This window comes from Nocardioides luteus, from assembly GCF_000960475.2.
GTDB lineage: Bacteria > Actinomycetota > Actinomycetes > Propionibacteriales > Nocardioidaceae > Nocardioides > Nocardioides luteus_A.
Window position 1 is genome coordinate 180,722 of record NZ_JZDQ02000002.1, and the last position, 22,750, is coordinate 203,471.

Sequence of the window (22,750 nt, forward strand, 5' to 3'; positions counted from 1 at the left end):
TGAGCGCGCATCCCATGACGTCTGAGGAGACCGATGTTACGACGGGCGACCGCCGACGACCTGCCGAGCATGCTCGCCTGGCGCAACCAGGACGCGAACCGTTCGGTGAGCATCACCCAGCATCTGATCACCGCCGAGGAGCACGCCGCCTGGTGGTCCCGGGTCGCCCAGGACCCGTCGCGCCGGGTGCTGATGTTCGAGTACGCCGCCCGCCCCCTCGGCGTGGTGACCTTCTTCGACCACGACCCCGCCGCCAGGTCCGCCTCCTGGGGCTTCTATCTCGACCACGACGGCACGACCGCCGACGGCACCGCGCTGCTGGCGTGGACCAAGATCATGCGTGAGGCTGTGGCGTACGCCTTCGCCCCCGAGCCGGACGGGCTCGACGTCGACCTCCTCGAGGGCGAGGTGCTCCCCCACAACGAAGCCGTCCGCACCATGAACCGCCGGCTCGGGTTCACCGAGGGCGAGCCCTACGAGCAGACCGTTGACGGCGGCTCCGTGACCGCGATCCCGGTCCGTCTGCACCGCGACGACCGACCCACCCGACGTTCCGGCAAGGAGCAGTGATGACCACTATCCACGAGATTGCGGTCGGCGACCGGCTGATCGGCCCCGGCCACGAGCCGTTCGTGATCGCGGAGATGTCCGGCAACCACGGCGGCGACCTGGAGCGGGCGCTCGACATCGTCCGGGCCGCGGGCGAGGCCGGCGCGCACGCGCTCAAGATCCAGACCTACACCGCCGACACCATCACCCTGGACGTCGACACCCCCGCCTTCCGGCTCTCCGCGGACCACCCGCTGTGGCCCAACCGCCGCCTCCACGAGCTCTACGAGGAGGCGCACACGCCGTGGGAGTGGCACGAGCCGATCTTCGCGCTGGCGAGCGAGCTCGGGATGGTGCCGTTCAGCGCCGCGTTCGACCCGACCGCGGTCGACTTCCTGGTCAAGCTGGGCGTCCCGATGCTGAAGTCGGCCTCCTCCGAGATCACCGACCTGCCGCTGGTCCGGGCGATCGCCGAGACCGGGTTGCCGACGATCATCTCCACCGGCACGGCGACGCTCGCCGAGATCGACGCGGCGGTGCGTACGGCACGGGCGACCGGCAACGAGGACCTCGTCGTGCTGGCCTGCACCGCGTCCTACCCGGCTCCCCCGGAGGCCTCCAACCTCCGCGCGATCCCGGTGCTGCGCGACGGGCTCGACGTCGCGGTCGGTCTCTCCGACCACACCCTCGGCATCGGCGCCTCGATCGCGGCCGTCGCCCTCGGCGCCTGCGTGATCGAGAAGCACATCACGCTCTCGCGCGCGGACGGTGCCGTCGACTCCGACTTCTCCCTGGAGCCGGACGAGTTCGCCTCGCTGGTCAGCGAGACCCGGATCGCCTGGCAGGCGCTCGGCGAGGCGCGGATCGGCCCGAAGTCGGCCGAGCGCGAGGGCCTGCGCTTCCGTCGCTCGCTCTTCGTCACCCGTGACGTACGCGCCGGGGAGAAGGTCGGGCCGGACAACGTCCGCTCCGTACGCCCCGCCGACGGGCTGCCGCCAGCCGACGTCGACATCGTCTTCGGCCGCACCTTCACCCAGGACGTCCCGGCCGGGACACCGCTGAGCTGGGATCTGGTCTAGACAGGATCGCGGTCGAGGGCCAGGAGCGCGTCGGCGACGCGTGCCGGCCCTCGGCCGTCGACCGTGGCCCAGCAGGCGGCCCGCAACCTCTCCCGCAGACGTACGTCACCCAGCAGCCGCCGCATCCGCTCGACGGCGCCCTCGGTGTCGCCGTCGAGCTCGGCCAGGGTGGCGATCCCGACGGCCAGCCCGTCCCGGTCCATCCGGACGTACGCCTCGTGCTGGTTGTCGGCGACGCAGACGAACCCGACCGCCGCACCGAGGCAGAAGAGCTCCCAGGCCGAGGTGCCGGCGGCGCTGAGCACCACGTCCGCGTCGGCGACGAGCTCGGCGAGGGTGTCGGTCGGCCCGATCACGTGGACGGCCTGCCCGGGCGCCGGCGCGATCTCGGCGATCTCCTCGGCGAGCTCCGAAGTGGCCGCGATGACGGTCAGCTCCACGGCGATCCCCGTGCCCGCGACCAGACGCACGACCCTTGGCGAGACCCCGAAGGCGTCGGTTCCGCCGAAGAACGCCAGCACGCGCAGGGGCCTGTGCTCGTCGGCAGCGACCTTGGGCGCCCCCGGCCGCTGCCGGACGATGTCGCGCCGCTGCTGGGCGTAGGCGAGGCCGCCGAGATGCCGGGATCCCTCCGGGAGGGTCCAGGCGGAGGTCTCGGCGCCGAGGTTCTGGTCCAGGTAGAGGTCGGCCACCCGTCCGCGCGGGTCGCCGTCGGTGAGCGCCAGCAGCGGCCAGCGGTCGCGCAGGTCGGCATAGACAGAAGCCGGGAGGAGGTAGGAGTCCACGACCACCGACGACGGCTCGAGGCGGGCGAGTACGCCGCAGACATCGTCCGGTCCCGGCGGCGCGATCTCGATCCCCCGGCGCCGCACCTGCTCGGCCGCCCAGGGCACCCGGTCCAGGTCCGCGACCATCACCACCCGCACCCCGCGGGCGACCAGCTCCTCCCCCAGTGCGAGGCAGCGCATGACATGGCCGATCCCGACATCGGGACCGGCGTCGCACACCATCACCACCCGATGACGGTCGTCCTCGGGCGATCCCATGGACATGACTGCGCAACCTCCCGGATCCGGCCGTTTATGGCGAACGGCACGTGTCACCTTTTGCGCGCCGTATCGTTGGCGCACCAGATGAGGCCCAGACTAGAGAGCATCCCTGTGACCGTGCCGAATTCGGAAGTCCGAGAGTCAGCCGAACCGATCAACCACCCTCTCGATGGCGCAAGCGTCCTGGTCACCGGCGGGACCGGATCGTTCGGGAAGGCATTCATCCGCCACGTCCTCGACAACCTCAACCCGCGGCGCGTGATCGTCTTCTCGCGCGACGAGCTGAAGCAGTACGAGTGCCGCCAGCTCTTCGGCGACGACCCGAGGCTGCGCTGGTTCATCGGAGACATCCGCGATCGCGACCGGCTGCACCGGGCGCTCCACGACGTCGACTACGTCGTCCACGCCGCCGCCCTCAAGCAGGTCGACACCGGGGAGTACAACCCCTTCGAGTTCATCAAGACCAACGTCCTGGGATCGCAGAACGTCGTCGAGGCCTCGATCGACGCGGGCGTCAAGAAGGTCGTCGCCCTCTCCACGGACAAGGCCTCCTCGCCGATCAACCTCTACGGCGCGACCAAGCTGACCGCCGACAAGATCTTCATCCTCGGCAACAACTACGCCGCCTCCTACGACACCCGGTTCTCCGTCGTCCGCTACGGCAACGTGACCGGCTCCCGCGGATCGATCATCCCGAAGTGGAAGGCGATGGCCGAGCGCGGCGAGCCGCTCGGGATCACCGACATGCGGTGCACCCGGTTCCTGATCACGCTGCCGCAGGCGGTGCAGATGGTGCTCGACACCTTCGAGCTCATGCAGGGTGGCGAGCTGCTCGTCCCGCACATCCCGTCCCACAAGGTCGTCGACCTGGCGAAGGCGGTCGCCCCCGACGCCAGCTTCGTCGACATCGGGCTGCGCCCCGGCGAGAAGCTCCACGAGGAGATGATCAGCCCGGAGGAGGGCCGCCGCGCGGTCAGCATCCGCGACGGGAAGTACTACGTGATCGAGCCGGAGAACCCCCAGTGGGGCTACAAACCGATCATGGACGCGGTGCCCGTCCCCGACGGCTTCCACTGCGCCTCGGACAAGAACGACATCTGGTACGACGCCGACGACCTCCGCGCGGTCCTGGAGTCGGGGATCTAGTGCTGCCCTACGGCCGCCAGTCGGTCTCCGAGGACGACGTCGAGGCAGTCACCGCGATCCTGCGCGGCGACTGGCTCACCACCGGGCCGACGGTCGAGGCGTTCGAGCGGGCGCTCTCCGACCTGGTCGGCGGGCACCGCGCGGTCTCGTGCACCTCCGGCACCGCTGCCCTCCACATCGCCTACGCCGCCGCCGGCGTGGGTGCCGGTGACGAGGTCGTCACTACGCCGATGACGTTCGTCGCGACCGCCTCGGGCGCCTCGCTGCTCGGCGCGAAGGTCGTCTTCGCCGACGTCGATCCGGACACAGCGCTGATCGACCCGGCAGCCGTCGACGCTCTCGTCACCGACCGCACCAAGGTCGTCGCCGCCGTCGACTACGCGGGCCAGCCGGCCGACTACGCCGCGCTGCAGCCGATCGCCGACCGGGTCGGCGCGCTGACCCTCGCCGACGCGGCCCACTCGATCGGCGGCTTCGCCGGCGGCCGTCCGGTCGGTGACCTGGCCGATCTGACCACGCTGTCGTTCTTCCCGACCAAGAACCTCACCACCGGTGAGGGCGGCGCGGTCGTCGCGAAGGACGCGGTGGTGGCCCAGCGCGCCCACGAGTTCCACTTCGTGGGGCTGATGCGTGACCCGGACCGTTTCCGGATCACCGACGAGGGGCCGTGGCACCAGGAGGTCCACGAGTTCGGGCTCAACTACCGGCTCACCGACCTGCAGTGCGCCTTCGGCCTCTCCCAGCTGAAGCGGCTGGCCGGGTTCAAGCAGCGGCGCGCAGAGATCACCGCCCGCTACAACAGCGCACTCGCCGGCGTCGACGGGCTGCGGCTGCCGGTGCAGCGCGCGGGCGTCGACCCGGCATGGCACCTCTACCCGGTGCGGATCCTCGAGGACCGGCGCCGCGAGGTCTTCGAGAAGATGCGGGCAGGAGGCATCGGCGTACAGGTGAACTACATCCCGGTCTACTGGCACCCGGTCTATGCCGACCTGGGCTACCGGCGCGGGATGTGCCCGAACGCCGAGGCGTTCTACGCCGAGGAGCTCTCCCTGCCGCTCTTCCCCGACCTGACCGACGACCAGGTCGACCAGGTCGTCGAGACGCTGATCGGGGTCCTGTGAAGACCGCAGTCATCACCCAGGCGCGGATGACCAGCACCCGCCTCCCGGGCAAGGTGCTTCTCGAGGCGGCGGGCGTCGCCATGCTCGAGCACCACCTCACCCGGCTCACCGCCGCCGGACTCCCGGTGATCGTGGCGACGACCACCAACGTCGACGACGACCCGGTCGCCGTCCTGGCCGACAAGCTCGGCGCCGGCGTGGTCCGCGGCAGCGAGCACGACGTGCTGTCGCGCTTTGCGCTGGCGGTGCGGGAGTTCGAGCCCGATGTCGTGGTCCGGGTGACCAGCGACTGCCCGTTGATCGACGGCGAGGTCGTACGCCGCGGCATCGACGCCTGGGTCGCCGCCGGCGACCCCGCGCTCTATGCCAGCAACGCCCTGGAGCGCACCTACCCGCGAGGCCTCGACTTCGAGGTCTTCTCCGCGGAGGCGCTGCTGGAGGCCGACCGGCTCGCGACCGAGACGCCCCACCGCGAGCACGTCACCCCGTGGCTCTACACCGACAGCACCCGGGCGAAGCTCAACCTGCCGTGGGAGCGGGATGCCTCGGCGTACCGGATCACGCTGGACACCCCGGAGGACCTCCGGCTCCTGCGGATCCTCATCGAGGACCACGACGCCCACCGGCTCGACACCCGCGGTCTCGTCGCCCTGCTGGACGAGCGTCCCGAGCTGGTCGCCATCAACGCCCAGATCGAGCAGAAGAAGCTCGGCCAGTGAGCCTCGGCCAGTAGAATCCGAGACCTGCGGGTCGTCGCGCCGCTCTCCATCCCAGCAGCGACATTTGGAGAGCTACATGCAGAAGACTCTGATCGTCCACTCCGGCACCTTCAAGACCGGAAGCACGGCGATCCAGACCTTCCTTGCCCGCGCAGACCGTGAGGGCAAGCTCCCTCCCGAGGTGGCCTACCCCACGATCGGCCGGGGCACCCACAGCGTCCAGCACCAGAACCTCTACTCCCAGCTCCTCGGCGAGGTGCTCTTCACCCCCGCCCTCGGCACCTGGGAGCAGCTCGTCGAGTCGATCGCCTCCGGCAGTGCCGAGACCACGGTGATCTCGTGCGAGTCGTTCTCGCTGCTCAAGCCCGAGCACATCAGTGCGATCGGCGACTACGCGCGCCAGGCGGGCGCGAAGGTCCGTTGGGTCCACTACGTCCGCGACCAGGCCACCTTCTACAACGCCTTCTACGTCGAGCGGCTGATGGTGATGCGACCCGAGCACGCCGAGCTGGTCGACCTCCCCTTCGAGGAGTTCCGCGAGTGGTCACCGCTCGACATGAGCTTCCTCCACTACGGGCAGTTCGCCGACACCATCACCAGCGCGATCCCGGACGTCGACCTCCGGCTGCGCCCCTTCATCCGCAAGGAGCTCCGCGATGGCAACGCCGTGGCCGACTTCCTCAGCACGTGCGAGCTCCCGATCCAGGGCAGCGGCGCCGGCTCGAGCAACGTCGGATCCGGCTGGCGCACGGTCGAGACCGCGCGCCACCTGGCTCCGATCGTGGCCGCGGCTCCGATGCGTGGCCGGCTCCGAGGGGTCGACTCCTGGAAGGCCACCCGGCTGCGGTGGATCCAGATCCTCCGGGGCGAGTTCGTCACCCGGGCCACCCAGCTCGGCTGGAACGACGTCAGCGCGGTCTACATGACCCCCGAGTTCCGCCGGGAGCTCCTCGACGACTATCGCGAGGACAACCTGCTCATCGGCAAGCTCGGCGGCTTCTCCTTCACCGACATGATCGAGAACAGCACCTTCCCCGACTACAACATCGGCGACTACGCCGAGATCCCGGGTGACGAGGTCATGCAGGTCGTCAAGCTGGTCATGCAAGGTCTGCACACGATCCCGGAGGAGATCCAGCAGGAGGTCGAGGAAGCCCGCGCCCGTCGCCGGGAAGCGGAGGCCCGACGACAGGGACGGCTCCGTCGCCTCCTGCGCCGCTGACCGGGACGGGCCGGTCAGCGCAGGTCGAACACGGAGTAGAGCCCGCCCTTGAAGCGCGGCTGGCCGAGCTCGCGGCGGATGCCGGGGAGGTCGGCCTGGTAGCGACGGTCCACGACGAGCCAGTCGACGCCGTACTCGTCGCGCAGCGTGCCGATCGTCGCCGGTGACGGGTGCGTGATCGCCGCGTCGTTGGCCGCGAGCAGCGCCGGGTCCCAGAAGGGCAGGTAGGCCGAGTTGTTGAGGTCGGTGGACGGCAGCCCGACGACGAGCGGGTCGATGTAGGCCCATCCCTCCACCAGCACCCGGCGCTCGGCGTACCCCGCGATCCAGAAGTTCCGGCGGTCGCAGTCGGGCACGGGCAGCCCGATGCAGTGGGCGTTGGTCGCGATCAGCTCGTCCGGCTGCGAGTGCGCGCGGACGAACCGTGCGGCGGCGACCCCGCCGGGGCCGATGATGTCGCTGTCGGGCTCCCGGGGAACCGCGGGCCCGACCGTCGCGAGGGCGACGGTCTGCGGGGCCCCGGCGAGCACGACCCCCAGCATCAGCGCCACGACGGCCGGGACCGCCGCGATCGTCGAGCGCCTCGCGTAGACGAGGACGGCGCCGACGGCCACCGCGAGCACCAGCAGCCCGATGACGAGCTGGGTCAGCAGCGTCGGCGTGAAGACCGAGCCGTCTGCCGGCATGTCGCCGCCCACCACCAGCCTTGCCGCCACGACCGCGAGCCAGCCGAGAGCGGCACAGCCGAGGATCCGGACGCCGTCGCGCAGGGATACGTTCTCGGGGAGGATGTCCGCCAGGGAGACAGCCGTCGCCACGGCGAAGAAGCCGGCGGCGCCCAGGAGGAAGTACGCCTGGCTCAGCGCCGGATGGCTCAGAACCATGAAGGCGCCGGCACCGGCGGCAAAGGGCCCGGCCAGGAACACGAAGTCGGGCCGTCGCCAGCCGCCCCGCAGCAACCCGACGATCACCGGCACGCCGACGAGGACGAACCCGACGGTGAAGCAGATCCAGATCGACACCGGCGCGGACGCCGGGAGGGTCTCCCCCTCCGGCAGCATCAGGATGCCCAGCCGCTGGACGGTGCTGCCGTTGAGATCGATGCCGGTGGCTCGGGTGCCACCGCCGTAGAAGAGCTGCTGCGCGGCCAGGAAGACGACGACTGCCGAGCCGAAGAGGACGGCGAGCGTGCGGACCGTCTGCCAGCGCCGAAGCACGGCTGCGACCACGAGCGCGAGCAGCAGGGCGGCGATGACGGTCGGCAGCGCGGACGACTTCGCGCCGGCCACGGCGACCATGACGGCCACCGTCAGCAGGCACGGCCCCCATCGCCACCGGTCCCGCCGGATCATCTCGACGACCAGCACCATCAGGACCATCTGGAGCGGCATCACCAGCGCGTGCGTCGGGCTGTCGAAGGCACGCATGACGGAGTCGAAGGCCAGCTGGGCAGGGCTGACCAGGCTCGTCCAGCCGAAGAAGTCCGGGGTCGCTCCCATGGCGAGGACGAGGGCAGCCACGAACCCCGTCCAGCTTCGTCCGGTGAGGCGGGTCGCCGCTGCGTACGCTCCGCCGACGGTGAGCAGGACGAGCAGCGCCATCGACAGGCCGCGCAGGAGCACGATGAGCTCGATGTGGGTGACCGTCGCGGCCGACGCGAGGTGCACGTAGACCAGCCAGTGGTAGAAGAGCGGGGTGCCCTCCACCCACGGCATCTGGGCGGGAAAGTGGTGCAGCAGGTCGCCGGCGATCGCCAGGTGGAAGGGCTCGTCGACGTACGGCGCGCGCAACGCGTCGAGCGGCTGCGGCGACCACACGTACTTGGCGACCAGCAGGACCTGGACGCCCGCCACCGCCGCACCGGCCCACGACCACAGGTGCGCCTTGCCGACCACGACGGGTCCGACCCGCCGGCGGCGCCGGAGGACGGCCACCACGACGACGAGCACCACGACCGGGTAGGCGTAGATCAGCTGGGTGAGGTCGACGAGCCGCAGCAGCACGTAGAGCGGAGCCTCGAGGACGAGCCCGAGGATGGTGCCGAGCACCAGGTCGTTGCCGAGGCTCGGTCCCGGCTTGGCGACCGCCCGCCACACCACGGTTCCCGGGAAGGTCAGGAACGCCAGGACGTACCCGGTGAAGAGCAGGGCGTCGCCGGGGTCGACGCCGGCGACGAGGATCGCGAGCACGAGCGTCGCGCCCACCATCAGCGTGCCCGGGAGGAGTCCCGACCAGTCTCGGCCCGAGAACGGGCGTTCCGAGGAAGGCTTCGCGTCGGGTGCGACGCCCACGGTTGCCGGGTCTGCAGTCACGCGGGCGATCATGCCAACAAAACTCCTACGTGGAGTACACCGAAGCCCCTCGGGATACGCTATTTTCCTAGCGATGTCCCTCACCCACACCGTCTCCGTCGTCATCCCGGTCTACCGGGGCGCCGAGACGCTTCCGGACGTGGTGAGCGAGATCGCCGATCTCGCCGAACCGTTCGTGACCCCGGACGGGCACCAGGGACGTGTCACCGAGATCCTCCTGGTCCACGACCACGGCCCGGACGCCTCCGATCTCGCGATGCGCCAGCTCGCCGAGAAGTACGACATCGTTCGGCCGATCTGGCTGAGCCGCAACTTCGGGCAGCACGCCGCGACCCTCGCCGGGCTGGCCTCGTCGGGGTCCGACTGGATCGTCACGATGGACGAGGACGGCCAGCACGACCCGGCCTACATCCGGCCGATGCTCGACACCGCGCTCCGGGAGCGGGCCGCCCTCGTCTACGCCCGCCCCACCAACGCGGCGCCCCACGGTCCGCTGCGCAACCTGACCTCGCGCGGCGCGAAGGTCGTCATCGACCGCCTCATGCCCGGTGGCAGCGCCCGGCAGTTCAACAGCTTCCGCCTGATCCTGGGCGAGTACGGCCGCAGCGTGTCCGCCTACGCCGCCAACGGCGTCTACCTCGACGTCGCGCTGAGCTGGGTGATCTCGGACGTGGCGACCTGCCCGGTCGAGCTGCGCGAGGAGGGCGAGCGGCCCTCCGGCTACAACTACCGCTCCCTGATGTCCCACTTCTGGCGGATGGTGCTCACCGGCGGCACCCGGCTGCTGCGTACGGTCAGCGTCTGCGGCGCCCTGCTGGCGGCTACGGGCATCGTGCTCGCGGTCGCCCTGGTCGTCGCCCGTCTCGCCGGCGGGGTCCCGGTCCAGGGCTGGACCTCGCTGATGGCGGCCGTCCTGGTCTGCTCCGGCGCCATCATGCTCACGCTCGGCGTGATCGCCGAATACCTCGGCGTCTCGGTCAACATGGCCATGGGCAAGCCGCTCTACGTCATCGTCAGCGACCCCGCGAACGGTCCGCTTCGCGAGGGACCCGGTCCCCGCGAGTGACCAGCGCCCCGGATCCATCCAGGCCGCCCACGCTCGTCGTCGGTGGCGGCGGTCTGCTCGGCCGCCACGTACGCAGCGCGTTCGAGCGCTCCGGGTCGCCTGTGCACACGCCGAGCGTGCCCTGGCACGACCCGGTCGCCGCCCGCGCCGCCCTGAGGTCCGCTCTCGTCTCCGTCATCGACTCGTCCCCGGACGGCCGGGTCGACATCGCCTGGTGCGCCGGGGCGGGCTTCGTGGCCACCCCGGCCGACGAGCTCGACACCGAGGTGTCGCTCTTCCGCGACGTGCTCACCGACCTGCGCGCCGTGCTACGGCCCACCACCCGGCTCGCGTTCTTCTTCGCGTCCTCCGCCGGAGGCGTCTACGCCGGCTCGGCCGATCCCCCGTTCACCGAGCGCTCCGAGCCGCGCCCGCTGGTGGCGTACGGCCGGGCCAAGCTGGCCATGGAGGAGGCCCTGACCGCGTTCTGTGCCGAGACCGGGTCGGTGGCGCTCATCGGCCGGATCACCAACCTCTACGGGCCGGGCCAGAAGCTCTCCAAGCCCCAGGGGCTCGTCTCGCAGCTGTGTCTGGCGCAGCTGCGGGGCACGCCGCTGCCCGTCTGGGTCTCCTTCGACACCATCCGCGACTATCTCTACGTCGGCGACTGCGCCGAGATGGTCGTCGACGCTCTCGACGGGCTCCACGAGCAGGTCCGGAGCGCCGGATCGAACGCCGTGGTGAAGATCTTGGCCACCGGCACCGGCGTGACGCTCTCGGCCGTCATCGGCGAGACCAACCGGGTCTTCCGACGACGGGCGAGGTTGCGTGTCCCGGGGGCGGGCTCGCCCGGCCAGGTGCGCGACCTGCGCGTCCGCAGCGTCGTCTGGGGCGAGCTCGATCGACGGACGCACACACCCTTCTCCGTCGGCGTGCGTCGCACCGCCGATGAGATCGCGCTGGCCTACGCTGCTGGTACCTCCGCCCCCGGCCACCAACATCAGTCGACCCACGTGAGCGAGGTCTCCATCCGATGACCGAAACGGGCATGCTGCTGGGCACCAGGTCCGGCGGCTCTCCCTCGATCGCGCAGAGCGACTACTGGTGGTACCGGGCGCGGACCCGCATCCTCGAGACCGTCATGAAGCCGTACGTCGGCACCCCCCGCCGCCTCCTCGACGTCGGCAGCGCCGACGGACCGAGCGTGACCTGGCTCCGGGGCACCGCCGAGCACCACGTCTCGCTCGACGTCGACCCGCGTGGCCTGGCCGACGGCGGCGTGTGCGGCTCCGCGACCGGGCTGCCCTTCGCCGACGGCTCCTTCGACGTGGTCGCGGCCTTCGACGTCATCGAGCACTGCGAGCCCGAGGCCACCGCCCTCGCCGAGATCGAGCGGGTGCTCGCCCCCGGCGGCCGCCTGCTGATGTCCGTGCCGGCCTACACCTGGGCCTGGACCAGCCACGACGACCACAACCACCACCACCGGCGCTACACCCGGCAACGGGCGGTCGAAGCGGTCACGGCAGCCGGGCTGTCGCCCGTGCGGGCGACGTACGGCTTCGCGGGCACGTTCCCCATGTTCGCCGCCCAGCGCCTGGTCACGCGGTTCAAGGAGCGCGCTCGGGCCGGTGCCCAGCAGCTTGCCGACGGCGGCGTCGCACCGCTCCCCGAGGTCTCGCCCGCGATCGAGAAGGTGCTGCTCGGCGCCACCCGCATCGACGAGCGGCTGCTGCCCCGGCTCGACCTGCCATTCGGGTCTTCGGTCCTGCTCGTCGCGGTCAAGGAACAGCGAGAAGCGCGCATACACTCTGACATGCCTCGGCATGCGGCCTGAGCCGCCCGAAACGGTTCGCTAGATCTCGGAGACTGAGACTTGGACACGAGCAATCACTGGTACGGACACGCCCACATCCTCTCGGAGTACTGCGGCCTGCCCTTCGAGGAGCCGCGTCCGATCTGGGGCGTGCTCCAGCACGGCTGGAACCTGCTGCACGGGTTCGGCCCGGGCCACGAGCCGCCCTATGGCTTCCCCAAGTTCGTCTGGTCCCACGCGAACCTGCGCCGCGGCCAGGCGGTCGGCTGGCGCGACTACGCCGTGATCGGCGCTCCGTGGAACTACCTGCTCGACCTCAAGAAGGACGTCGAGCCGGTTCCCCCGGCCGCCGAGCGCGAGGGCACCATCTTCTACCCGTTCCACACCTGGGACCACGGCCAGGTCAGCGGCGACCACGACCGGCTGATCGCGGAGATCAAGGACACCGAGGACGGCCCGGTGACCGTCTGCCTCTACTGGATCGAGTACGACATGCCGGAGATCCGCAGCCGCTACGAGGACGCCGGCTTCCGGGTCATCTGCCACGGCAAGCGCGGCACGCTGCGTCAGGGCACGGACATCCGCTTCCTGCACAAGCAGTACGCGGAGCAGATCCGCCACCGCCGGGTCGCCTCGAACCGCCTGACCACGGCGATCTTCTACGGCGCGTCGGTCGGTGCCGAGGTCGCGGTCTACGGCGACCCGATGACCTTCGCCGACGTCCGGGACGCCAGCGTCCGGGACGGCAACGAGCAGGCCAAGCGGCTCTTCCCCGAGTTCCACGGGGTCGAGACCGACGCAGAGGAAGTACGCGCCACGACCGTGCGCGAGCTCGGGCTGGATGCCATGGCGTCGCCTGCTGAGCTGCGCGCGCTCTTCGGATGGGAGATCACTGCATGACCGACATCGACACGCCCTCGAAGACCGCCGCCTACAGCGTCGTCTCGGGCGACATGTACGACTGGTCCGACATGGCCGGGGCGCGGCCGCTCCCCCGCGGACCGGTCCTGACCCGGTTCGCCGTGGCGACCGCGACCAGCGCCTCGCATCTGCTCGTCGTCGGCCCGCACGACCTCGACCTGCTCGACGCGGTCGTCGACCGAGCCACGACGACGACCGTCGTGCTCCGTACGCATCCCGACGCGGAGCTCGTCTCCGAGCGCTACGCCGGCAGGTCTGTCGACGTCGTCTGCGGCGACCTGCGCGCCTGGACCCCCGACCGTCCGGTCGACGCGGTGCTCGCGCTGGGCGGGTTCGGACGGGTCGCGACGATCGATGCCACCCCCGCCGACTGGCACGCGATCTCCGCGCACCTCACCGGCCTCGCGACCCGCGACTCCCGGCTGGCGCTGGTCGTCCCCAACCCGGGATCGCCGCTCGCACAGCTGCGGACCGTCACCTCGGAGGCATCCGACGAGGACGCCGACTGGTCGTTCCCGGTCCACGACCGGGCGAACCCGCGAAGCCTCGCGGACGCCGGCGCACGGTTCGGGGGTCTCGGCTACACCCTGTGGCCCGACATCGGTGCTCCCACCTTGGCCGCGGCTCCCGAGGCCTGCTCGACGGCGCTCGCCATCGCCCACGGCCGGCCCGCCGACACCCCGACGCTGCGCGAGGTCCAGCCTGCGCTGGGCCACGCGCTGGACACGGTGGGGGCCTCGGCGGCCGCGGGCGGTTGGCTGGTCACGCGTGGCCTCCAGCCGATCGCGTCCGTCGTCGGTGTCGACCGGACCGGCGAGGAGACCTCCTGGACCGCTGCCGACCGCTCCTGGCTGATCGAAGCCTTGCGCGACTCGGCGGGCCGGGACGCGTCGGGCCTCCGCCGCCACGTACACCAGCTGCGCGACGCGGTGGTCGGTGCTCCCGAGCGATGGTGCGGTCTCCAGGTCGACGAGATCGGCATCGACGCCGGCCAGGTCGTGCCGGTCCACGAGTCCGCGGTGAAGCTCGGCGAGTCGGCCGACGAGATCCTCCTGGGGCTGCTGGACGAGCTTGCTGCGTACCTGTGCGTCACGGGGTGGCGCCACCCCTGGCCCGCCGGTCGCGGCCGGGACGAGCTCACCGTCCTGCTCGCGGCGACCGTCGACATGGCGGTGACGCCCACGGACGTACGCCACATGCGCCGGCAGCGGGAGTCCGCGCTCGCGGCGACCGGCATGACCCCCGTGGTCGCAGGCCGGCAGGAGCCGCAGGACGCCGATCCCAGCGAGCTGCGGAAGCTGATGGACGAGAACGAGGCGCTGCGCGGTCAGGTGACCTGGTTCAAGAACCAGATGCGCCAGCGTCAGACGATGACCCACGAGGTCCGCACGGCGGCCCGACGCGACGTCGCGGCGCTGAACACTCGCGTCAAGGAGCTGGAGGAGCAGCTCGACGCCCTGCGGGCCACACCCGTCAACCGGGTCGCCACGCGCGCCTCGGCCGTCCCCGCACGGGCGCGCACCCGCCTCGGACGCGTCCCCGGGGCCCGGCGTACGGCCCGCCTGCTCAGGAAGGTCCGGCGCGCGATCCGGCGGGTGGCCAGGCGGTAGCGGCCCTCAGCCGGTCACGCGTCCGCAGGCGGGGCCGGCGTGAGCCGCAGGTGGATCTCGTCCGACCACCCGAACTCGAGCTTCGCCGCCTCGGCGGCGAGGGGCTGAGGAACGCGTTCGGACAGCTCACGGGCCACGACGATCGGCTTGTGCTCGCGGCCGTCCAGCAGCGACCACCGCGACGTCTCACAGGCACCGTGCCCGATCACGGCGGTCCGCAACGCACCCGTCGGCACGGTGATCAGGAAGACCCCGTCCCGGTCGGTCACGGTCAGGGGCACGTCGAGAGGCTTCTCCGGGGTCGGCCAGGTCCGCAGCACCGCGCCGGTGCCCTCCAGCCGAGGCCCGTCGGGGCCGCGCAGGACCAGCTCCTCACCCTGCCACCAGGCGTCATGGACGACGGGACGGTCGGGGGTCGCGGTGATCACGAAGGAACCGTTCGGGTCGCGGGTGGCGTTGACCGCGCGTCCCTTCATCAGGGATCGGGAGCCGAGGAAGTCCGGATGCACCGGTAGCTGAGACGTACGTCCCTTCCGGACCAGCTTCACCCGGGTCGGCACGATCTCCTCCATGGGCATGTCCAGCCCGGACTTCTCGAGCACCGCCTCGACGGGCACCGTGAGCCGCCACGGGGTGATGCCGCGGTCGCCCCGTTCGCCGATCGTCAGCGGGTGGGTCACCACCGAACCGCTGCGGTCGGTGAGCGTCAGCTCGGCGTGCTCGGGAGCAGCACCTCGGAACGCGCCCCGGATCTCGATCTCGTCGCCGAGGTCGGTGGTGTGGTCGACCCATGCGTCCGGAAGGTCACGAACGGTGACCCCGAATCCTCCGGGCAGGCGTCCGGGGCGGCACCAGCGGTTGCCGATGCGCCGCCAGCCCTGCCAGCGTTCACGTCCGTCCCCGGAGGTGGTCACCTGGATCACGTCGCGGACATCGCGGTTGCGGATGCTGATCATCAGGCGCCACTGCCGGTCACCCGTCAGTCGCGAGGGATCGATGTTCAGCTCGAGCGTGGACCTGTCCACCTGCCCGAACGGGATCGCCCGCGGCCGGGTGACGTGGTCCACCGGCACCCGGGCACCGGCAGGACTCTCCAACCACACCTTGAAGCGGGTCCGCGGCGCGAACGGGAGGGTGTTGACGCCGATGTTCACCCGGACCACGACCCGGGAGCCGCTCCACCAGGCCTCGGTCGCGACCGCCTTGGCCTTCATGTAGGCCGGGGCCAGGCGGAACACCGAGTCCGGGACGCCGACCGTGGCGTCCTCGAAGGAGGGGAGCTTCGCGTACCAACCGTCCTTGCGACGAGCCAGCGGCGCCAGGGTCCCGTTCTCGGCCCGATAGCGGGTCAACGACGTCAGCGCATCGCGCTGCCGACGTTTCAGCAGGTCGAACACCAGGCGCTCGAACGGTCCCTGCCGGTTGAGGATCGCCTCGTCGATGTGCGCCAGGTAGCGCTCGGCGAGGTCGAAGATGCGTCCGGACTCCTCGGCCGGGTGGTCCTCGATCGACCGGGCGAGCACCTGGACGTCGGTCGCCGTCAGATGCGACTTCACCAGGTCGGCCAGGTAGGGCGCGTTCTCGTCGACCATCTCGAAGAGCATCTCGGCCGAACGTACGCGGTCACCGAGGTTGTCGAGGTTCCAGTGGCTCTGCGTGATCGAGGCCTCGCCACCGTCGCGCTGCCGCCAGTAGTAGACCGGGTCGGCGAGGATGTCGACCTGCCGGGCGCGGATGTGCGCGGCCAGAGCGACCGGGTAGTCCTCGTACAGCATGTCGGGGTAGCTGAGGCCGGCGGAGTCCCAGAAGTCACGCCGGTAGACCTTGTTCCAGATGTAGCGGTCGATGCCGAGGATGTGGGTCCGGCTGCAGTGCGTCGCGATCCGGGTGGTGACGAACGGCCGCCGGTGGGACCACGACTGCCAGACCGACACCGAGTCGAAACGGCGGGCGTTGCCGGCCACGAAGTCGGAGCCCGATCGCTCCAGCGTGTCCGTCATCAGCTGGTAGGCGTACTCCGGGACGTAGTCGTCGGCGTCGACGAACGCGAGCAGGTCACCCGTGCTCTCTCGGATGCCGATGTTGCGAGCCTCGCCGACCCCGACCTTCTCGGTGGTGACCACGCGGAACCGCGGATCGCTCGACGCGAACCGGTCGGCGACCCGTGCGGACCCGTCGGTCGACGCGTCGTCGACCATGACGACCTCGAAGTCCGAGAAGGTCTGGGCACGGAGCGACTCCAGGCACGTCTGGAGGAACGGCTCCACGTTGTGGAACGGGATGACGATGCTCAGCGCAGCCCGTGACGCGCCCTCAGCCGACACGATTGCCGTCCTCGAGCCGGCGCAGCCGTTCCTCGAAACGCGTGGCGGCGGTGATACGGGCGCGCACCTGCTCCTGCTGACGCTGGATCTCGGCCCAGATCGCGGCGGTGTCGACGTCTCCTCCCGCCGCGGCGGTCGTCGCGATGTTGCCCCGCTCGACGGTGTCGCGCAGCGTCTCCAGACGCGCCTCGAGCGCGGCGACCTGCGGGCTGACCCGAGCGAGCTCGCGCTCGAGGTCTGCGATACGGACCCGCTGCCGATCGGTGATCGCGCGCAGCTCCTCGATGATCGCCCGCGACTCCTCCGCGTCGGCCGCGGACCGGACCTTCTTGATGACCTCACCGCGCAGTCGCTTCAGCGCCATAGAGACACCCGTTCCTCCTTGAGCCAGTCAGTCATCACACGTGCCTCGGCCTCGATCCGGTGCTCCGGTGCCACCGGCGACGAACCACCGACCTGGTAGACCCACTCGGTCTGGCCGGGATTGTCGATGAACGAGAACCCGGAGAGCCGGATCTCGCACTCCGGGAACAGGTGAAAGGCCAGCCACGCGGCAGTGAAGCCGGTGGTCGGCGCCAGCTTCTCGGTCCGCCAGGGGATGTCGAGCTCGTCGCCGATACGAGGGAGCACCTCCGCGTTGGGGAGGGGCACGAACCCCAGGTCGGGCGGCCAGGACATCGGCCACACCTCAGGACGGCCGTGGAAGCGCATCGGCTCGGCGAGGAGGTAGAGGCGCTCGCGGTAGCGGTCGAAGGTGAACCGGGTCGGGCGGGTGATCCGGTTCCAGATCACGACGTCGGCCCGCGACCCCTGGCAGCGCGGTTCACCGGGCACGTCCAGCACGAAGCTGTTGACCCGGATGACCAGATCGGAGTCGTCGATCGCCTCTGCCCGGTCGTCGCTGGGCCCCAGAGGCGCATTTCCGAGGACGGCGACCGAGGTCATCGGCGTCCTCTTCGCGTACGTGGCCATCAGGTCGCGTAGGTAGGCAAGGCCTTCAGTGATCGTGACTGCCCGTTCGGCGATCAACGTCACCGGCTTCCCCTTTCCTGCGACCCTTGTCACGGCGTAGCCGCTGAGCGCGGAGGCGCGACGGTCGCGTTACCCGTTCGGAAAAATCATAACGAGCCAGCCGCCCAACAGTTACCCGCCCGAGTATCGATTTGGCCGTTGCGACGCGCTTTCACGCGTGGGGACGCTCGTGGCGGTGATGATGTTGGCGCTTCGTCACCATCCGTACATCTGTGGGTCGTGCCCCGGTCAGGCGGACTGGGCCCCGGTCCAGCTCGTCCGCTCGGCCTCCAGCTCGGCACGCACGGCGTCCAGCTCGGACTCCAACTCGGCGACCCGGATGGCCGCCTCGGCGGCGTCGGCCTCGACCGCCTGCAGCTTCGCCTCGAGCTGCTCGCCGCGGAGCTCGGCCTGGGCGGCCCGGCGGGCCTCCTCGCCACGGCGGCGGACGGCATCGGCGGCGCGCTGGTGAGCCGCGGCCAGGGCCGCTTCGAGCTCCTGGACGGCCTGGACGCGGTCGGCGAGCTTGGCATCCATGTGCTCGCGGAACTCGGCGTTCTCCTCGGCCCGCTTCTCGGACTCGACGCGGAAGGCCTGGGCCTGCTCGGCGCGGTCACGCGCCCAGTCGCGGCGGGTCTGGAGGAGCTCGGAGTGGGTGATCTTGGTAGCGGCAGCGCCGAGGGCGAGCCCGAGAACGGCAGCGAGCACGACCACCAGCCAGGACCCGGAGGCCACCGCAGCGGTGATCGTGAGAGCGGCCAGCGCCAGCAGGGCTACAGCAACCGTCAGGCGTGTGCTGCGCTGACGCCTGCGTGTGACTGAAGTTGCGGATGGGGAAGGCATGCTTCCACGGTACGGCTAGTTTTCATCCGGTTTGCGGACCCGGCACGCGTGTTCGAGGAGTCGCGCGGCGATGACGATCGCGATCCCGGCGACGGCCGCCAGGGCCGAACGCACCATGCGCTCACCCGCAGCGGTGTTGGCGTCGTAGCCCAGCCAGCTCACCGCGTAGCCCAGATAGCCGCCGGCGAGGAGGGCGCCGACCAGGGTGCAGGCACGGGCGAGCACCAGCCGGTTGACCGCCTGATGAGCCTCGATGCGCTCGCGGCGTACCTGCAGTTGACGGTGGGTGATCCAGGCGGTGACGCCCAGCGCCCCGGCGATCAGCAGCAGCACCAGCGGCTGTGCCCAGGTGATCACCGGAGCCACCCCTCGCCAGCGCTCCAGCACCGGGTGGGCCAGCCAGCCGCCGACGATCCCGATGACGGCCCACGCCGTGATCGCTCCACCCGACATCGGGCGGAGCCGGCGCTCGTCGTCGGCGCGATCCTTCTCAGGACCCTCGTCGGGGTCCTCGGGTGCTGTGCTCAGATCCGGCTCAGAGCTCGAGGACGAGGTCGTCGCGACGGGTGATGCCGGTCTGGTCCGCCTTCTCCAGCAGCTCGGAGATCGGCCCGACGCCCGGGAGGTCCGCGCTCGGCTCCAGGTCGAGCCACGGCTTGAGCACGAAGGCCCGCTGGTGCGCCCGCGGGTGCGGCAGCGTCAGCGACTCCTCCTCGATGATCTTGTCGCCGATCGAGATGACGTCGATGTCGAGCGTGCGCGGCTCGTTGAAGATGCCGCTGCGCGAGCGGCCGTAGGCGTCCTCGATGGTGAGCGCACGGTCGAGCAGGCGCGTCGGGGTGAGGGTGGTGTCGGCGAGGACGATCGCGTTGAGGTAGAGCTCGGCATCCTCCGGAGAGTCGACCGGCTCGGTCTCGTAGACCGGCGAGATCGTGGTCACCCAGACGTCCGGGGTCTCGGCGAGGGTGTTCAACGCGTCCTGCAGATTTGCCAACCGGTCCCCGAGATTGGAGCCCAGAGACAGCACCGCCCGCCGGATCGGCCGCATCTCCCCGGTGAGCGTGTCGGCGTCGATGATGTGCGGGTTGGGTACTTCTGTCACGTGCTCTGCCTCCGGGTGATCGTCAGGGTGACGTCTTTGAACGTCGCTTCGATAGGCGCCCCCGGTTTGTGAACCGTAACACGTACCCAAAGTGCGCGGATGTCTGCAAGGCAAATGTCCGCGATCCGCTGGGCAAGCGTTTCGATGAGGTCCACCGGGTCGCGCTCAACATTGGTTTTGACCGCCATCGCGAGACTTCCGTAATCCACGGTGTCTTGCAAGTCGTCCGTCGCCGCAGCCTTGCGGGAATCGGTGCCGATGACGAGGTCGATGATGAACTTCTGCCCCTCACGGCGCTCGAAGTCGAACACTCCGTGGTGGCCGAAGCACTCCAGGCCGAGAATCTGAATTTCGTCCGCAGGTTCTGCGATGTTCACCGAATCGTCTCCAATTTCATGGCCGCCGCGAGGGCGTCCTTGGCGGCACGGACGTCATGTACACGTGTGGCCCAGACACCACGTTGCGCGAGAAAGACGGTGATCGCGTCGTGGGCGTTCTCCCGCTCGGTCACCGGACGCAGCGTGCCGTCGGGCGCCGCCAGCAGACGGCCGAGGAAGGTCTTGCGGCTGGCCCCGATGAGCACCGGGAAGCCGAGCTTGTGGAACTCCTCCACCCCCGCCAGCAGGCGCCAGTTGTCGTCGGCCGTCTTCGAGAAGCCGAGCCCCGGGTCGATCACGATCTTGTCGTCGTAGATCCCCGCAGCTCGCGCCGCCTCGATCCGCTGCTCCAGCTCCTCCTTGACCGTGGCGACCACACCGTGGGCGTAGACGAGATGGTCCTGGCTCTGCATCTCGGTCGAGTGCCCGCGCCAGTGCATGATGACGTACGTCGCGCCATGATCGGCGGCGACCTTCAGGATCCCCGGGTCGGCCAGACCGCCCGAGACGTCGTTGACGATCTTGGCCCCGGCCTTCAGCGCCGCCTCGGCGACCTCGGGACGCATCGTGTCGACCGAGAGCGTCGCCCCTTCCTGGGCCAGCGTCTCGATGACCGGCACCACCCGGGCGAGCTCGTCGGCCACCAGCGGCCTCGTCGCCCCCGGCCGGGTCGACTCGCCGCCGATGTCGAGCAGGTCCGCGCCCTGGTCCAGGAGAGTATGGCCATGAGCGACCGCGTCATCGGTCGCCAGGAACCGCCCGCCGTCGCTGAACGAGTCGGGCGTAACGTTGACGATCCCCATGACCTGCACACTCCGACCCTATCCGGCCGCCTCGGAGGGTGAGACCTGACCATGGCGGCCGACTCGGGAGACATCGTGGCCAAGATCCTGCTTCGCTCGGCGAGGGACCCGTTCGACGTGATCGAGGCGGACGACCCGCGCGCGTGGGGCATCGGCTTCTACGGCACGAACGTCGGCAACCTCCTCTTCGCCGACTCCACCCACCGGCTGCTCAGCGTGCCCGGCACCGAGATCGTCGCGAACCGGTTCGCCCACGAGCGACGCGCGTTCACCGCCGACGAGGTCGCCGCGACCGACGACGAGTACGACCACTTCGTGGTGCCGCTGGCCAACGCCCTGCGCCCGGAGTTCACCCGCCCGTTGACCCGCCTGACCGCGTTCATCGAGCAGATCTCCATCCCGACCACCATCGTCGGCATCGGTGCGCAGCTCTCGCTCGAGGAGCTCGACACCCGTCCCGACGACGAGCTCGCGGCGCTGCATCGGCGGTTCATGAACAGCGTGCTCGAACGCTCCTCGAAGGTCGGCGTACGCGGCGAGATCACCGCCGAGTACCTGCGGCGGCTCGGCTACGGCGACGAGCACGTCGAGATCATCGGCTGCCCGTCGATCTACCTCAACGGCCCCGAGCTCACCGTCCGCGACGAGCGCTCCGCCCCCATCGCCGACGACGACCCGGTGGCCGTCTCGATGAGCCCGCTCACCTCGCCCTGGTTCGAGACGTACGTCGATGCCTTCGCCGATCGCCACCCGCACATGACGTACGTCGGTCAGACCCACCACGACTTCGCCATGCTCCAGTGGGGCCGGCACCGTCAGCCCGAGATGGGGTTCGACCGCGACCACCGGCTCTATGCCGAGGACCGGACCCGGATGTTCCTCGACGCCGGGTCCTGGATGCGGTTCCTGGCGACCCAGCGGTTCGCCTTCGGCACCCGCATCCACGGCAACGTCGCCGCGGTGCTGGCCGGCACCCCGGCCATGGTCATCGCCCATGACTCCCGCGTGCTGGAGCTGTGCGACTACCACGGTCTCCCCTACACGATGCTCGACTCGTTCAGGGCCGGGACCACGGTCGACGAGCTGTTCCAGGCAGCCGACTACACCGCCTTCCACAACCGCCTCAGCGAGGGCTGGAAGCGGCTGACCGCGTTCCTCGACGACGCCGGCCTGGAGAACGTCGCACAGCCCGGTCGGTCGGCTGCGGCGTACGACGCCGAGCTCGCCGCGCTCGAGCCGGCGGCTCCTGTCGTCACGCTCCGCGGGTCCGGCGACGACGCCCTGCGACGCATCGAGGATCGGATCCACGCCCTCAAGACCGCCTCCGAGCACGCCGACACCGCCGCCAAGCGGCGCGAGAAGGAGCTGGAGAAGACGCTCGCCGCGTCACTGAAGAGCCACGGCAAGCGGATCGCCGCGCTGGAGGCGACCACGCGCAAGCAGCAGACCCGGATCGAACGGCAGGCCCGCCGCCTCGGCCGCCAGCGAGCCTTGATCAAACAGCTGCGCGCAGACCTCGCTCGTCACCAGGAACGAGCAGGTCTGCGCGGCATGGTCCGACGAGTGCGCCGCCGGCTGGGTCGCTAGGCCGTGTCTCCCAAATCCACGCCCGCTGCGCGACGTTTCGCATCCGATCTGGCTGCGTTGCCGCCGCTCGACAGCCTCAAGGATGCCTTCCCTCCGGAGGTCTGAACGGAGTGGCCT

The 22,750-nt window shown here is 70.4% G+C and carries 22 protein-coding genes; 12 read left to right on the top strand and 10 right to left on the bottom strand.

Going from position 1 to position 22,750, the window contains the following annotated elements; genetic code table 11:
• The first annotated feature begins 33 nt into the window (after positions 1–33).
• Positions 34–570 carry a GNAT family N-acetyltransferase gene (locus tag UG56_RS02165; RefSeq protein ID WP_045547110.1) on the top strand — a complete coding sequence of 179 codons (537 nt, stop codon included), beginning with the start codon at positions 34–36 and terminating at the stop codon, positions 568–570.
• The gene (gene pseI, locus UG56_RS02170; RefSeq protein ID WP_045547109.1) at positions 570–1,628 is read left to right on the top strand and encodes a pseudaminic acid synthase; all 1,059 of its coding nucleotides are present in this window, start codon (positions 570–572) and stop codon (positions 1,626–1,628) included. Before UG56_RS02165 ends, pseI begins: the two co-directional genes overlap by 1 nt.
• On the opposite strand, the gene UG56_RS02175 is transcribed toward pseI, so the two are convergent.
• Positions 1,625–2,680 carry a PseG/SpsG family protein gene (locus UG56_RS02175; protein WP_052693155.1) on the bottom strand — a complete coding sequence of 352 codons (1,056 nt, stop codon included), beginning with the start codon at positions 2,678–2,680 and terminating at the stop codon, positions 1,625–1,627. The genes pseI and UG56_RS02175 overlap by 4 nt on opposite strands.
• Before the next feature lie 114 nt (positions 2,681–2,794).
• Here UG56_RS02175 and pseB point away from each other — a divergent pair, with 114 nt between their 5' ends.
• From pseB to UG56_RS02195, 4 genes are all read left to right on the top strand, one after another.
• Positions 2,795–3,823: a UDP-N-acetylglucosamine 4,6-dehydratase (inverting) gene (gene pseB / locus UG56_RS02180; protein WP_177191404.1), complete on the top strand. Its 1,029-nt coding sequence runs from the start codon at positions 2,795–2,797 to the stop codon at positions 3,821–3,823.
• The gene (locus tag UG56_RS02185) at positions 3,823–4,944 is read left to right on the top strand and encodes a DegT/DnrJ/EryC1/StrS family aminotransferase (protein WP_084100336.1); all 1,122 of its coding nucleotides are present in this window, start codon (positions 3,823–3,825) and stop codon (positions 4,942–4,944) included. Before pseB ends, UG56_RS02185 begins: the two co-directional genes overlap by 1 nt.
• Entirely contained in the window at positions 4,941–5,663 is a 723-nt protein-coding gene (locus UG56_RS02190; protein ID WP_052693153.1) for a cytidylyltransferase domain-containing protein, read from the top strand. The genes UG56_RS02185 and UG56_RS02190 overlap by 4 nt, the downstream gene beginning before the upstream one ends.
• Positions 5,664–5,739: 76 nt before the next feature.
• Entirely contained in the window at positions 5,740–6,885 is a 1,146-nt protein-coding gene (locus tag UG56_RS02195) for a hypothetical protein (RefSeq protein ID WP_045547108.1), read from the top strand.
• Between the two features lie 14 nt (positions 6,886–6,899).
• Here UG56_RS02195 and UG56_RS02200 read toward each other — a convergent pair whose 3' ends face one another.
• A complete protein-coding gene (locus UG56_RS02200; RefSeq protein WP_143054872.1) occupies positions 6,900–9,197 on the bottom strand; it encodes a hypothetical protein in 2,298 nt (765 codons plus the stop codon).
• A 73-nt stretch (positions 9,198–9,270) separates the two neighbouring features.
• Here UG56_RS02200 and UG56_RS02205 point away from each other — a divergent pair, with 73 nt between their 5' ends.
• From UG56_RS02205 to UG56_RS02225, 5 genes are read left to right on the top strand one after another with little or no spacing between them, the layout of a single operon-like run.
• A complete protein-coding gene (locus UG56_RS02205) occupies positions 9,271–10,263 on the top strand; it encodes a glycosyltransferase (RefSeq protein ID WP_045547106.1) in 993 nt (330 codons plus the stop codon).
• Positions 10,260–11,279, top strand: a complete 1,020-nt coding sequence (locus tag UG56_RS02210; RefSeq protein ID WP_045547105.1) for an NAD-dependent epimerase/dehydratase family protein — start codon at positions 10,260–10,262, stop codon at positions 11,277–11,279. The genes UG56_RS02205 and UG56_RS02210 overlap by 4 nt, the downstream gene beginning before the upstream one ends.
• Positions 11,276–12,076, top strand: coding sequence for a class I SAM-dependent methyltransferase (locus UG56_RS02215; protein ID WP_045547104.1), 801 nt, complete (start codon positions 11,276–11,278; stop codon positions 12,074–12,076). The genes UG56_RS02210 and UG56_RS02215 overlap by 4 nt, the downstream gene beginning before the upstream one ends.
• A 39-nt stretch (positions 12,077–12,115) precedes the next feature.
• The gene (locus UG56_RS02220; protein WP_045547103.1) at positions 12,116–12,955 is read left to right on the top strand and encodes a hypothetical protein; all 840 of its coding nucleotides are present in this window, start codon (positions 12,116–12,118) and stop codon (positions 12,953–12,955) included.
• The gene (locus UG56_RS02225) at positions 12,952–14,586 is read left to right on the top strand and encodes a hypothetical protein (RefSeq protein ID WP_045547102.1); all 1,635 of its coding nucleotides are present in this window, start codon (positions 12,952–12,954) and stop codon (positions 14,584–14,586) included. The genes UG56_RS02220 and UG56_RS02225 overlap by 4 nt, the downstream gene beginning before the upstream one ends.
• 14 nt (positions 14,587–14,600) lie before the next feature.
• On the opposite strand, the gene UG56_RS02230 is transcribed toward UG56_RS02225, so the two are convergent.
• The 8 genes from UG56_RS02230 to folP form a co-directional block, all read right to left on the bottom strand.
• Positions 14,601–16,910, bottom strand: a complete 2,310-nt coding sequence (locus UG56_RS02230) for a glycosyltransferase family 2 protein (RefSeq protein WP_045547101.1) — start codon at positions 16,908–16,910, stop codon at positions 14,601–14,603.
• Positions 16,900–17,274 (bottom strand): hypothetical protein, encoded by a 375-nt coding sequence (locus tag UG56_RS28170; protein ID WP_052693152.1) that lies wholly within the window; start codon positions 17,272–17,274, stop codon positions 16,900–16,902. Before UG56_RS28170 ends, UG56_RS02230 begins: the two co-directional genes overlap by 11 nt.
• Positions 17,265–17,945: a hypothetical protein gene (locus tag UG56_RS02240; protein WP_218145106.1), complete on the bottom strand. Its 681-nt coding sequence runs from the start codon at positions 17,943–17,945 to the stop codon at positions 17,265–17,267. The genes UG56_RS28170 and UG56_RS02240 overlap by 10 nt, the downstream gene beginning before the upstream one ends.
• Before the next feature lie 225 nt (positions 17,946–18,170).
• Positions 18,171–18,764, bottom strand: coding sequence for a hypothetical protein (locus UG56_RS02245; protein ID WP_071326829.1), 594 nt, complete (start codon positions 18,762–18,764; stop codon positions 18,171–18,173).
• Positions 18,765–18,779: 15 nt separating this feature from the next.
• The gene (locus tag UG56_RS02250; protein WP_052694175.1) at positions 18,780–19,217 is read right to left on the bottom strand and encodes a DUF3180 domain-containing protein; all 438 of its coding nucleotides are present in this window, start codon (positions 19,215–19,217) and stop codon (positions 18,780–18,782) included.
• A gap of 82 nt (positions 19,218–19,299) precedes the next feature.
• Entirely contained in the window at positions 19,300–19,866 is a 567-nt protein-coding gene (gene folK / locus UG56_RS02255; RefSeq protein ID WP_045551556.1) for a 2-amino-4-hydroxy-6-hydroxymethyldihydropteridine diphosphokinase, read from the bottom strand.
• Positions 19,863–20,243, bottom strand: a complete 381-nt coding sequence (folB, locus tag UG56_RS02260) for a dihydroneopterin aldolase (protein WP_084100342.1) — start codon at positions 20,241–20,243, stop codon at positions 19,863–19,865. The genes folK and folB overlap by 4 nt, the downstream gene beginning before the upstream one ends.
• Positions 20,240–21,046, bottom strand: coding sequence for a dihydropteroate synthase (gene folP, locus UG56_RS02265; protein WP_045551555.1), 807 nt, complete (start codon positions 21,044–21,046; stop codon positions 20,240–20,242). Before folP ends, folB begins: the two co-directional genes overlap by 4 nt.
• 51 nt (positions 21,047–21,097) lie before the next feature.
• Here folP and UG56_RS02270 point away from each other — a divergent pair, with 51 nt between their 5' ends.
• Positions 21,098–22,633 carry a polysaccharide pyruvyl transferase family protein gene (locus tag UG56_RS02270; protein ID WP_052694173.1) on the top strand — a complete coding sequence of 512 codons (1,536 nt, stop codon included), beginning with the start codon at positions 21,098–21,100 and terminating at the stop codon, positions 22,631–22,633.
• The last annotated feature ends 117 nt before the right edge of the window (positions 22,634–22,750 follow it).